The sequence below is a fragment of the Pseudozobellia sp. WGM2 genome (assembly GCF_017810075.1).
GTDB lineage: Bacteria > Bacteroidota > Bacteroidia > Flavobacteriales > Flavobacteriaceae > JADNYK01.
This window is the reverse complement of sequence record NZ_JADNYK010000003.1, coordinates 578,208-590,474: the sequence shown is the minus strand read 5'-3', so window position 1 is coordinate 590,474 and position 12,267 is coordinate 578,208. Positions and strand designations below refer to the sequence as shown.

Here is a 12,267-nt window from a genome sequence, read left to right as displayed (position 1 = left end):
AAATTTCGAACTGCAAATTCCTATAAACTTTCAATAAATGTTCTTGGTCAAATAACCGTTCTTGAACTTGCCTTCGGGGTCATATTTTTTGGCTAGGGCCACAAAATCTGAATGTCTTTCATAACGAGCTTGCAGCGTTTCTGCATCTATGGTAAATAATTTGCCCCAGTGTGGCTTGGTGTTGAAAGGGGCAAGAGCTTCTTCAAACTTGGGCAGTAATGCCATTACTTCTTTCGGTTTTTGCTTCCAGGTGGTATGAATCGTAATGCAGTCTTGCTTATAGCATGGACTCATCCAAAAATTATCGGCTGCAATGGTTCTAATTTCAGAAATGAGAATATGCGGAAAGATTTCATCCTTCATTTTTTCAATGGCCAAAAGGGCTTCTACAGCATGCTCACGTGGCACAAAATATTCCGATTGTAATTCTTCACCGGCGCTGGGGGTAAAACCCATTTTGAAATGAGGCAGACGGTCGTACCACGGCCCGGGAACACCCATCTGCTCCGTGCAGTTAACCGCATCTAAGGCCACGATTGGATGAATGTTCTTTTTGGCAGGTGTGGCTCCGTAAAAATCATTATCTAAGTCGGCCATTTCTTGTGACACTTTTCGCTTGACCCACACCTCGCTCACTTTGTTATCTTGCCAATCGGTGAAAAGGCTTACGCTATAGCCGCTTGACATAATATCCTCAAAATTTGAAGTAACCGATTCTAAAGGCAAATCCAAAAAAACATCTTGCTGAACTTCAAAAGTATCTTGAAGCATTAGAGTTACTTTGGTGATAATACCAAAGGCTCCCAAGCCCACTACTACCGCAGCGAAGTCAGGGTGCTCCCGGTTTAGGGTAGAAAGACTGCCATCTGGTTTTACTAATTCGACCGATCGCACCTGACCGGCTAAATTTTTGTTGTTTACACCGGAACCGTGGGTAGCCGTAGCACAGGCACCTGCCACCGAAATATGAGGTAGTGATGCCAAGTTGTGCAGGGCAAAACCTTCTTTATGCAGCATCTCGGCAAAGTCGCCATAACGGGCGCCGGCCTCTATGGTAAGGGTTTTATTCGCTTTGTCAAGCTCGATGACCTTATTTAATTTTTTTGTGGAAATCTGATTTTTCGGGCTATCGGCAATATTGTTAAAGCAGTGAGTAGAACCCAAGGCTTTCTGAATGTCTAACTTTTTGATCAGTTGTTGTACTTCATCCACAGATTTTGGTTCGTAAATGGTATCGGCCTGATAGGTATAGTTGCCGGCCCAGTTGGTTCTTTGCAAGACTTCTTTAGATTTTGTAGCCTGTTTGGTGTCGGTTTTACAAGAAACCATAGGTGTCAACATACTGCCAACCATGGCGGCAGAGGTGGTTTTAATAAATTGTTTGCGTTTCATCAGGGTGTAATTAAGTGAATGGAGTGTTAGACAAGTTACTAAACTCTATCGAATAATTATCTTTTATGTTATTCGGTTTGTAAAGGCATTTGGTTCTATGGTAATAACTGATATGTTATCTTCGTAAAATGTTAGAATTGATATGCTATATGCTGACCAAGGCCAAATGGCATAAATGTTAATCATATGAATATTAGCGATAAAACGTTTCTGATTACCGGTGGAGCCTCCGGATTGGGATTGGCCACTGCACAAATGGTCATCGAGAATGGAGGAAAAGCCATTTTGGCCGATGTGAACGAGGAAACTGGAAAACTGTCAGAAAAAAAATTGGGAGCGAATGCTCTTTTTGTGAAGACCGATGTTACCGATGAGGAAAATGTAAAGGAAACGATTCAAAAGGGACTCGACCATTTCGGGGGTTTGCATGGTGCAATCAACTGCGCAGGTATTGGCCCAGGAGAGCGTATTTTAGGAAAAAAGGGAGTACACCGACTCTCTACTTTTAGTAAGGTGATTCAAATTAATTTGATTGGAACTTTTAATGTGATGCGCCTAGTGGCGGAAGTGATTCAGAATAACAGTCCAGAGGAAAGCGGAGAACGTGGTTTAATCATAAATACGGCATCGGTAGCTGCTTACGAAGGCCAGATAGGTCAGGCTGCATATTCAGCATCAAAAGGCGGAATTATTTCTATGATGTTACCCGCTGCTAGAGAACTAGCACGCTTCGGAATACGTGTGATGACAATTGCACCGGGAACTTTTGAGACTCCATTATTAATGGGTTTTTCTGAGGAAGTAAAAGAGTCTTTGGGTCAGCAGGTGCCTTTTCCATCCCGTTTGGGTAAACCTGAAGAGTACGCCCAATTGGCCAAACATATTATTGAAAACCAAATGCTGAACGGAGAGACCATTCGTTTAGATGGTGCCATACGTATGGCCGGCAAATAATGTAAATAACCTTTTGGAAACCAAGCAAGACATATCTTATTTAGAAGTACCCACCGCACCCATCGCCATAATGAAGGAAATCCGTAAAGACGGTAGTATTTTATTGCACTCACAAGTGCCATTCGAAACCTACCCGAAAACGGTAACTGAGCGCTTAAGGTATTGGGCCGAAATCGCACCCGAAAAAACTATGATTGCTCAACGTGATGTTGATGGCAATTGGTTAAAACTTTCCTATGCACAAGTTTGGGAAAAAGTGCAGCGCATCGGTCAATTTTTACTGCATAGCGATGCCAATGTCGAACGTCCCGTAGCCGTTCTTTCCGGCAATAGTTGGCAGCACGCACTTTTGGCATTGGCAGCCCAGCATGTGGGCATTCCCTTTTCGGCGATTAGTCCTGCATACTCATTAAGATCAACCGATTTTAAGAAGTTAAAGCATTGCTTGGAAGTATTGACACCCGGACTCATATTTGTTCAAGATGGTGAACAATTTAAAAAAGTTCTGGAAGTGGTCGATGTCGATTCTACTGTAATTACCGCTAAGAATGAAATCGGAGATAGTGTTCCTTTTAAAACGGTATTGAAAACTGAGATAACTTCTGATGTAGCGGAGGCTAATGCTAAAGTGGAAGCTTCTACCGTGGCCAAAATTCTTTTTACTTCCGGGTCAACGGGCATGCCCAAAGGTGTAATCAATACACAGGGCAACCTGACCTGCAACCTTCAGCAGATTACTCAAACCTATCCCTTTGTCAAAAATGGTCAATTAACTTTAGTAGATTGGTTGCCCTGGAGCCATACTTTTGGGGGCAACCACAATTTTGGGTTGGTATTTTTCAATGGAGGAACTTTATATATAGACGATGGAAACCCCTCTCCCCAAGGTACCAAGATTACCGTGAATAACTTGAAAGAGATAGCCCCCACGGTATATTTTAACGTGCCCAAAGGTTTCGAAGAATTGGTGACTCAGCTGCAAACAGATGAGGCGCTTTGTAAAAATTTTTTTAGTAAGCTGAAAATGTTGTTTTTCGGAGGAGCCAGTCTTTCGCAATATGTAAGAGATAGTTTAGACGTGCTTGCCATAAAATCGATAGGAAAACGTATTTTGATCTCCTCCGGATACGGAATGACCGAGGCTTGCCCTTCTACCATGTTCAATACTCGTTATGACCAACAGGCGGGCAATCTTGGTGTGCCCGTACCTGGTATCACAACAAAACTAGTGCCTTGCGATGATACTTTTGAAGTACGATTTAAGGGTCCGAATATAAGTCCCGGATATTGGCGTAACCCCATACAAACAAGTAGTGCTTTTGATGAAGAGGGCTATTTTAAAAGTGCAGACGCCCTCAATTTTGCCGATGACGACAACCCGAATGCTGGTTTAATATATGACGGGCGTATTACCGAAAATTTTAAGCTGAATTCAGGTACATGGGTGAACGTCGGCATCATGAGAAGCAAGTTGATTGCTGCTTCCCAAGGTCTGGTGCGAGATGTAGTCTTGACAGGCCATGATAGAGATTTTGTGGGTGCCATACTTTTCTTAGATTTTGCAAATTGTACGGCAGTAGCACAATTGCCACCCAATTCAACACTACAGGAGATTTGTAAATCTAAAGAGGTGCAATCAATTATTCAAGAAGCAATGACAGACTTGGCAAATCAGGGTTCAGGTGCGTCTACCATTATTAGACGGGCGACGATTGCAGATTTTGAACCTTGTGACAAAAAAGCTGAAATTACCGATAAGGGATCTATTAATCAACGTTCTGTTCTTATGAATCGCAAGGCTTTGGTTAATCGCTTATATGAACTTAGTAAAGTTGATGGAGTTATCGAAATTGAACGTTCTTAGAATACGGACTTTTCAAGCATAAGATTCAATAAATGTATCTTAGGTAAAGGTGTAAGCTTTATAGCAATATAAATCATGAAGTATATAACTGTTCTGTTTGCGCTGATGAGTCTAACAGTTAAGGCCCAAACTGATAATCAAAATATGGAACTGAAGGTTAAAGAAATAAAGTATACCGACAAAATTGATTTGAATGTGGTTTCACGCTTGTTGGAAGAACATGCTGAGAAGAACAGGATTGCAACTTTAAATTGGGATTCCTTTTCGTATTTGCCCTTGGTTGAATTTCGAATTGCAAGACATGAAAATAATTTGTGGCTCAAGTTCTATGTGAGCGAAGAAAATATATTGGCTCAATTTACCGAGCCTAATTCTTCTACCCATAAAGACAGTTGTGTAGAGTTTTTTGTTGACCCCCTGCAAAATGGAAATTATTATAATTTTGAGTTTAATTGTATCGGTACTACGCATTTGGCTTATGGTCCTGATAGGCACGATAGAAAATTTGTAGATCCAAAAATTATTCAAGAGAAAATACAAATTAAATCTAGCCTAGGCGACCAGCCATTTAAAGAAAGAGGAGGGGGGCATAATTGGGAAATGACCATAGTTATACCTACCGATATTTTTGTTTTTTCAGATAAAATCGTATTTTCAGATTTAACGGCAAAGGCCAATTTCTACAAATGCGGTGATGATACTTCTAAGCAACATTATGTAAGTTGGAATTCTGTTGATACCGACCGGCCTGACTTTCATCGTTCAGAGTTCTTCGGAACCTTGGTGTTTGATTGATAAGTAATTATAATTTTTAGCTTTATTGTCCACCTTTAAGACTACTTCTAGAGCTAATCCAAGTATTTTAATGTGTTCGAACACATTTTTTTAAGGTTTGCTTGTACATATAAAAAAAGTGCACTACTTTAAGTGTGTTATTTCGAGGGAAATAGCATACCACTAGCCAAACTAACCTGAAATTATGAAGCCTTATTTCACCCCAAAGAATTTCTTTTTGGCGCTTTGGGCCATGGCACTGTTAGTGCAATGCAGCCCCGAGGCGAAAGAAGGAAATCTCTTTTTACCCGACGGTTTTAAATCTACAGTGGTGATTGAAGAAATTGAGGAAACTGTCAGGCATTTGGCGGTAACCGATGACCACATCATTTATGCCAAAATGAGAAATGCACAGCCCAATACTGCTGTTATGGCCCTTAGAGATATTGATGGCGACGACTACGCAGATGAAACCTTAAAATTCGGAGGTAGTGAAAAAGGGTCACGATGGAGCTATTCCACAGCCATGCGTGTATATAATGGGTATATTTATTATAGTTCTGATTTAGTGGTACACCGTCAAAAATTGAAGGCCGAGACAATGTCTCCCGTAGGCGATGTTGAAGTGGTATTGACCGATGACCACGAGCATGGCAGACATGAACACATTGGTAAACCGATAGCCTTTGATAATAAAGGTCATATGTATGTTCCTTTTGGGGCACCATCGAACGCCTGTCAAGAACCTAAACGTACCCCAGGTGCACCTGGCCTTGACCCTTGCCCCCAATTAGAAGACCATGCAGGTATTTGGCGTTTTGATGCCAATAAGTTAGGGCAAACCCAAAAAGATGGTTATAAGTATGCTTCAGGCATTCGAAGTCTGGTAGCAATGAACTGGAATCCGGTAGATGAAGAGCTTTACGGGGTAGTACATGGGCGAGACGACCTGTTGCGTCTATGGCCAAATATTTACACCCCACAAGAAAGTGCTTTGTTACCTTCCGAAGAATTTATTCGAATTAAAGAAGGTGCTCATTTTGGTTGGCCTTATTGCTATTACGATCAACTAAAAGATAAAAAAGTATTATCTCCCGAATATGGAGGAGATGGTGAAATCGTTGGTCGTTGTTCAGATTACGAAGATCCGATTATTGGTTTCCCAGGGCATTGGGCACCCAATGACTTAGTTTTTTATGAAGGAGAGCAGTTTCCGGAACGCTATAAAAATGGTGCATTTATCACTTTTCACGGTTCGACCAATAGGGCCCCTTATCCGCAGTCTGGGTATTTTGTGGGCTTTGTGCCATTCGAAAACGGAAAACCGCGCGGTGATTTTGAAATATTTGCAGATGGTTTTGCGCAAGTAGATCCTATCATTAATACCAAAGATGCCGCACACCGACCAATGGGGCTCGCTATCGGACCCGATGGAGAACTTTACATTTCAGATTCCGTAAAGGGCAAAATATGGAAGGTAGTCTATCAGGGGAATAAAGATGAATTCGGGGAAGACCAGTTATTGGCAATGGAAGCGCGAAAGCAGCTTTCGCACATTAGAACCCCTGATATCGATAAAGACAACCTCATGCCAAAGAAATTAGTCGGCGGGGCAAAAATTTATCAGCAGTATTGCAGTGCTTGCCATCAAATGAACGGTAGGGGCGCCTCGGGAAGATTCCCCCCTCTTATGGAAACCGATTGGGTAACTGGAGACAAAGCACGACTAATCAAGGTATTGTTGAACGGTATGGAGGGTAGCCTGAAGGTAGGTGATGAAGTTTATAATGGTATGATGCCACAGCATAGCTTTTTAAAAGATATAGAAATTGCCCAAGTTTTGACTTACATACGCTCAAGTTTTGGTAATGAGGCTTCGGAAATAAAGGAAAATGAAGTGACCAAAATAAGAAATGACCAAGAAAATAGCGGGTTATCCATTGAACCGATTAAAGTAACAACGGAATAATAGATTGACACTTATGACAAACATGAACAAAAAAATCAAGCCGCTCATTTGGGTAATTTTATGGTGTACTCTGGGTGTAAATGCCCAAGAATTTGATATACTCATAAAAAATGGGCATGTTTTAGATGCTAAAAACGGTATCGATAAGGTGATCGATATTGCTATCAAAGGTGATGCAATTGCCAAGGTTGGTTCGAATATCTCAAAAAATTCTGCAGGCACGGTAATCGATGCTGAAGGCTTGTATGTCTCTCCCGGTCTAATAGACATTCATAGCCATAACTTTCATGGCACTGAACCTAATGCATATCTAAGTAATAGTTTTACCGCCCTTCCCCCAGACGGATTTAGTTTTAGAGCAGGTGTAACTACCTTGGTTGATGCAGGGGGTGCCGGTTGGCGTAATTTTCAATTGTTCAAAGATCAGGTTATAGATAGATCGAAAACAAGGGTATTATCCTTTATAAATATTGTAGGTTCAGGCATGAAAGGTGGAGCTTTGGAGCAAAACCTCTTCGATATGGATGCTAAGCTCACCGCCATGGTCGCAAAGCAAAATAAAGCACATGTCGTCGGGGTAAAACTCGCTCATTATAGTGGCTTTGATTGGACACCTACGGAAAAGGCTGTGGAGGCTGGGAAACTAGCTGATATTCCTGTAATGATAGATTTTGGGGGCAGTCAACCCGAATTGTCTTTAGAAACACTTTTTATGGAAAAATTAAGGCCCGGCGATATTTTTACCCATGCCTATGCTCACGTAAATGGTAGAATGCCAATTGTAGGTGATGATGGTAAAGTAGCCGATTTTGCACGGGAAGCGCAGAAAAAAGGGATTATTTTTGATGTTGGCCATGGAGGTGGGAGCTTCTTGTTTGCTCAAGCGGTACCTGCAATGAAACAAGGTTTTAAACCAAATACCATAAGTACCGACCTACATACCGGTAGCATGAATGCTGGCATGAAAGATATAACCAATATAATGTCTAAATTTTTGAACATGAACATGCCCGTTTCAGAAGTTATTGCTACAACAACTTGGAATTCTGCCAAAGCCATAAAGAGAGAAGACCTTGGTCATTTAACAGAGGGTGCTGTGGCTGATATTACTTTATTGAATCTACGCGAAGGGGATTTCGGTTTTATCGATACCCAGCGGAAAAGAATGAAGGGTGATAAAAAGTTCGAATGCGAACTGACGATTAGAGCAGGTAAGGTAGTGTATGACCTGAACGGTCTCGCCGTTGGAGATTGGGATAACTAAAATGATTAATAACTAATTGTAATATTAAAATTATGGATAATAAAACAACAAGAAGGGCCTCTTTAAAAAAATTGGGTATGGGTTTGGCGGCACTCTTTGGGGTAGGTTCTGTTAATGCCATGTCAAAGAAAATGGGCTCAGACGAGACACCGGCAAAAAAAGAAGTAGTGGGAGAAATCGTAACCAATCAAGACATCCCTCTTTTTTCTGGTGCGGTTAGGCATGGTAATACGTTATACATCGCCGGTAAAGGAGCGCATACAGAACCTTACGAAATTAAGGCCCATACTGAAATTGTGCTCCAAGAATTAGAGAAGGGTTTGAAAGCGAACGGTTCATCTATGGAACAGGTCTTAAAAGTAAATGTTTATCTCGCCGATTTAGGTGATTACCAGGCTATGAATGAGGTGTTTCGAGGTAGGTTCGGTAAGAATCCCCCGGTACGAACTACGGTGGCAACCTATGGTGGTGTGCCCGGTAAATCTTTGGTAGAAATGGATTGTATAGCAGCAGTAGAATAATAACCCTTAATTTAAGAATTATGAGCAGTAGAAGAAACGCATTGAAATCTATATCGGCCTTACCTTTAGTGGGCGGGCTTTTGGGACCAAGTTTGGTGTCGGCAAAGACCACGGAAGAAGTTTTTTTAAAACCTGCTGCTCGCGATTTTTTTAAAGAATTGGGGCTAAGAACTTTTATTAACGCTGCGGGTACCTACACCTCGATGACGGGCTCGTTGATGCATAAAGAGGTTACGGAAGCCATTAGTTATGGAGCTACTGAATACGTCAACTTAGATGAGTTACATGATAAGGTAGGGGAGCGTATTGCTCAATTGTTGGAGTGTGAATATGCAACGGTCTCTTCCGGGGCATTCGGGGCGATGACCATTGGGCTGGCCGGAGTCATTTGTGGTATGGACGAGAAAAAGGTCAGCCAACTTCCTGACACCACAGGTCTTAAAAATGAAGTGATCGTTCAAGAAAAGCATGCTATCGGGTATACACATGCCCTAATCAATACAGGGGCTAAAATTGTTGAGGTAAAGAGTACTAAAGATCTTGAAAAAGCAATTAACAAGAATACGGCAATGTTATGGTTTTTGAACGCTAATACCGATGCAGGAGAAATTTCGAGGGAAGAATTTGTAGCTCTTGGCAAAAAGCATAACATTCCCACTTTTATAGATTGTGCTGCCGATGTACCACCTGTAGAAAATCTTTTTAAGTTTACTAAAATGGGTTTTGATCTCGTTGCGTTTTCCGGAGGAAAGGGCATTCGGGGTCCTCAAAGTGCTGGATTACTTTTGGGAAAACGAAAATTTATTGAGGCCGCCCGATTGCATACTCCTCCCAGAGGTACCACCATTGCAAGGGGTATGAAAGTTAATAAAGAAGAAGTGCTCGGTATGTTGGTTGCCTTAGAGTTGTATCTCGCAAGAGACCATAAAAAGGAATGGGAAATGTGGGAAAGTCAGATCAAGTTAATTAGCGATAGTGCAAAATCCGTTAATGGTGTGGAAACTGAAATACATGTTCCCCCGCACGCCAATCATGTACCAAGTCTTAAAATTCGTTGGGATGAAGATTTAGTCAAAATTTCGAAGCCCGATATGAGAAGGGCCTTGCGAGACGGTCACCCATCTATAGAGACTGTTGGAGGTAATGAAGAAGTGGGTATAACTACATGGATGATGGAGCCCGGTCAAGAGCGAATAGTAGCACAAAGGGTCAAAGAGGTGCTTAAGAATGCTTAATTTTTGCTTAAGAAATAATAAACTTTTATGAAATATATAGTAAGTCTACTTGCCTTTATGGTATTATTTTCATGTGATACTTCGGCCGAAAAAGAACAAGCTGCTCCTGCTGTCCCAGCTGAAGAAACTACGCTCGACCCAGATTACAATCCAGAAGAAAAATTGGGGGAATTAGGTATCGAATTGAGTACACCATCTTCGCCCATCGCTAATTATGTAAATGCCGTTCGCGTCGGCAACTTGATTTTTTTATCGGGTAAAGGTCCTTTAAAGCCAGATGGTAAGAATATCACCGGTAAAGTCGGTGAAGATTTAACCATAGAAGAAGGGTATGAAGCCGCTAGAATTACCGGTATAAACCAGCTTTCAGTGCTTAAAGCTGAATTGGGCAACTTGAATAAAGTAAAGCGTATAGTAAAGGTTAAGGGCATGGTCAATTGTACTCCAGATTTCGGGGATCAGCCCAAAGTCGTGAATGGTTATTCAGATTTGATGGTAGCCGTTTTCGGTGAACGTGGTAAGCATGCGCGAGCGGCAGTCGGTATGGGTTCTTTGCCTGGTAATATTGCTATTGAGGTAGATATGGTGGTTGAAGTGAGCGATTGATGCTAATTCTTTTTCCCTACTTTCGCCCATATAAATAGCACTGAAAATGAAAAATACCTTCTATCTCTACATTATCTTTTTCTTTTTAGGCAATATCACGTTTGCTCAAACGGAGTATGAGTTAAAGGAAAATATACCCTACTACAATACTAGCTTGCAAAAGACAGATGCATACCTCAAAGAGCGATGTAAACTCGATGTTTATTATCCAAAAGACACTACCAATGTATCAACAATAGTATGGTTTCATGGCGGTGGATTGGAAAACGGAAATAAGCACATTCCCGAAGGACTATTGGAGAAAGGTGTAGCTGTAGTTACCGTCAATTATCGCATGCACCCCAAAGTGAAGCATCCTATTTACATTGAAGACGCAGCAGCAGCAGTCGCTTGGGCATTTAAAAATATCGAGAAGTTCAATGGTAATCCAGAGAAGATTTTTGTTTCAGGTCATTCTGCCGGGGGCTATTTGGCAAGTATGGTAGGCCTAGACAAAAGCTACCTTGAGAAGTTCGACATCGATGCCAATGACATCGCTGGGTTAATTCCGTTTAGCGGACATACCATTACACATTTTACAATTCGCAAAGAGATGGGTATCGAGGGTACGCAACCTATTATAGACCCATTTGCTCCTTTATTTCATGTGCGTAAAGATGCACCGCCGATGCTTCTGATTACCGGAAATCGAGAACTTGAGCTCTTGGGGCGCTATGAAGAGGTAGCCTACTTTTATCGTATGATGAAAGTTGTGGGCCATGAAGATGTTGAGTTAATGGAAATGGATGGGTATGGTCACAATATGGTCTATCCGGCAATTCCACTATTGTTAAATTTCGTTGAAGTGAAATCTGAAATAATTGGAAAGTAACGAATTAAAAAGCCCCGATAAATCGGGGCTAACCTTAAGTGACAGATAAATTACCAATTACTTATTTCTTCCTGTAGCTCTTCTTTGGTTTTACCGGTACGCTCTTGTAAACGACCTAGCATTTCATCAAACTTTCCTTCAGCATAAGTGGTATCGTCATCGGTGACCTTGCCATATTTTTGCTTGAAATTACCTTTGATTTGTTTCCACTTGCCTTCTAATTGATCTTTATTCATAATTTTTTATTTTAAAAATTTATAAAAGTATTCTCCAATAAAAGTAGCCTGACCTTACCTTACTTAATACCACAAAAAAATAGATTACTGATGCTATCACGCAATTAACATTTTAATTAAAATTGAGTGATTTCCTCTCCGATTTGAATCACTTTTATACGAAATGTGACAGTTTGTCGATGTGACCATTCAGAATTATGGTTGAAAGGGTAGGCTTTATCGTTGAACCCACTGGTGAAGTCAATTTGTAAGGATTTCATCGAAAAAATGTAAGTAAAAGTGAACCAAGGTGTGTTTTTGAGTAATTTTGAACAAAACACCTACTTATGGATAACTATATTGTCCTTTTCTGTTTTTTCGCCATCTGTTTTGTAATAGCTTGTCTATTTATAGTTTTTTCTACTGGCGAATGATATTCTAGCGATTTTAAAATTTTCTTTTAGACTGTGGAATACTACTGTCCCTAGGCTAATCTGATTGTCTATTTCGTAGTCCCCGCACTACAAATGTGACTAATTGTATGGTTTTGGTCAATATTCTTTAGTAATATGATAATTTATAAGGGTAAACTATTCTTATAA

The 12,267-nt window shown here is 40.9% G+C and carries 11 protein-coding genes; 9 read left to right on the top strand and 2 right to left on the bottom strand.

Features of this window, described 5'->3' with window-relative positions:
- Nucleotides 1–30: 30 nt before the first annotated feature.
- A complete protein-coding gene (locus IV512_RS09445; protein ID WP_209402699.1) occupies nt 31–1,392 on the bottom strand; it encodes a D-arabinono-1,4-lactone oxidase in 1,362 nt (453 codons plus the stop codon).
- Nucleotides 1,393–1,578: 186 nt separating this feature from the next.
- Between IV512_RS09445 and IV512_RS09440 the strand changes: the two genes are divergently transcribed.
- The 9 genes from IV512_RS09440 (at nt 1,579) to IV512_RS09400 (ending at nt 11,450) form a co-directional block, all read left to right on the top strand.
- Nucleotides 1,579–2,346, top strand: a complete 768-nt coding sequence (locus tag IV512_RS09440) for a 3-hydroxyacyl-CoA dehydrogenase (RefSeq protein ID WP_209402697.1) — start codon at nt 1,579–1,581, stop codon at nt 2,344–2,346.
- A 13-nt stretch (nt 2,347–2,359) separates the two neighbouring features.
- Nucleotides 2,360–4,210 carry a feruloyl-CoA synthase gene (locus IV512_RS09435; RefSeq protein ID WP_209402695.1) on the top strand — a complete coding sequence of 617 codons (1,851 nt, stop codon included), beginning with the start codon at nt 2,360–2,362 and terminating at the stop codon, nt 4,208–4,210.
- A gap of 75 nt (nt 4,211–4,285) precedes the next feature.
- Nucleotides 4,286–5,005 (top strand): carbohydrate-binding family 9-like protein, encoded by a 720-nt coding sequence (locus IV512_RS09430; RefSeq protein ID WP_209402693.1) that lies wholly within the window; start codon nt 4,286–4,288, stop codon nt 5,003–5,005.
- Nucleotides 5,006–5,189: 184 nt separating this feature from the next.
- On the top strand, nt 5,190–6,953 hold the full coding sequence (locus IV512_RS09425; protein ID WP_209402691.1) for a PQQ-dependent sugar dehydrogenase: 1,764 nt from the start codon (nt 5,190–5,192) through the stop codon (nt 6,951–6,953).
- 22 nt (nt 6,954–6,975) lie between these two features.
- On the top strand, nt 6,976–8,217 hold the full coding sequence (locus IV512_RS09420) for an amidohydrolase/deacetylase family metallohydrolase (RefSeq protein ID WP_245224712.1): 1,242 nt from the start codon (nt 6,976–6,978) through the stop codon (nt 8,215–8,217).
- Nucleotides 8,218–8,249: 32 nt separating this feature from the next.
- Nucleotides 8,250–8,738 carry a RidA family protein gene (locus IV512_RS09415; RefSeq protein ID WP_209402689.1) on the top strand — a complete coding sequence of 163 codons (489 nt, stop codon included), beginning with the start codon at nt 8,250–8,252 and terminating at the stop codon, nt 8,736–8,738.
- Nucleotides 8,739–8,758: 20 nt separating this feature from the next.
- A complete protein-coding gene (locus tag IV512_RS09410) occupies nt 8,759–9,973 on the top strand; it encodes a selenocysteine synthase (RefSeq protein ID WP_245224711.1) in 1,215 nt (404 codons plus the stop codon).
- A gap of 27 nt (nt 9,974–10,000) precedes the next feature.
- Nucleotides 10,001–10,579, top strand: coding sequence for a RidA family protein (locus tag IV512_RS09405; RefSeq protein ID WP_209402687.1), 579 nt, complete (start codon nt 10,001–10,003; stop codon nt 10,577–10,579).
- A 46-nt stretch (nt 10,580–10,625) separates the two neighbouring features.
- The gene (locus IV512_RS09400) at nt 10,626–11,450 is read left to right on the top strand and encodes an alpha/beta hydrolase (protein WP_209402685.1); all 825 of its coding nucleotides are present in this window, start codon (nt 10,626–10,628) and stop codon (nt 11,448–11,450) included.
- A 50-nt stretch (nt 11,451–11,500) separates the two neighbouring features.
- Here the strand turns inward: IV512_RS09400 and IV512_RS09395 are convergent, their stop codons facing one another.
- Nucleotides 11,501–11,686: a CsbD family protein gene (locus tag IV512_RS09395; RefSeq protein WP_100870619.1), complete on the bottom strand. Its 186-nt coding sequence runs from the start codon at nt 11,684–11,686 to the stop codon at nt 11,501–11,503.
- Nucleotides 11,687–12,267: the final 581 nt, after the last annotated feature.

Bases quoted from the DNA above. Each gene is read 5' to 3' on its own strand.
- IV512_RS09445 (WP_209402699.1), bottom strand. From the start codon at position 1,392: ATGAAACGCAAACAATTTATTAAAACCACCTCTGCCGCCATGGTTGGC.
- IV512_RS09440 (WP_209402697.1), top strand. From the start codon at position 1,579: ATGAATATTAGCGATAAAACGTTTCTGATTACCGGTGGAGCCTCCGGA.
- IV512_RS09430 (WP_209402693.1), top strand. From the start codon at position 4,286: ATGAAGTATATAACTGTTCTGTTTGCGCTGATGAGTCTAACAGTTAAG.
- IV512_RS09425 (WP_209402691.1), top strand. From the start codon at position 5,190: ATGAAGCCTTATTTCACCCCAAAGAATTTCTTTTTGGCGCTTTGGGCC.
- IV512_RS09420 (WP_245224712.1), top strand. From the start codon at position 6,976: ATGAACAAAAAAATCAAGCCGCTCATTTGGGTAATTTTATGGTGTACT.
- IV512_RS09415 (WP_209402689.1), top strand. From the start codon at position 8,250: ATGGATAATAAAACAACAAGAAGGGCCTCTTTAAAAAAATTGGGTATG.
- IV512_RS09410 (WP_245224711.1), top strand. From the start codon at position 8,759: ATGAGCAGTAGAAGAAACGCATTGAAATCTATATCGGCCTTACCTTTA.
- IV512_RS09405 (WP_209402687.1), top strand. From the start codon at position 10,001: ATGAAATATATAGTAAGTCTACTTGCCTTTATGGTATTATTTTCATGT.
- IV512_RS09400 (WP_209402685.1), top strand. From the start codon at position 10,626: ATGAAAAATACCTTCTATCTCTACATTATCTTTTTCTTTTTAGGCAAT.
- IV512_RS09395 (WP_100870619.1), bottom strand. From the start codon at position 11,686: ATGAATAAAGATCAATTAGAAGGCAAGTGGAAACAAATCAAAGGTAAT.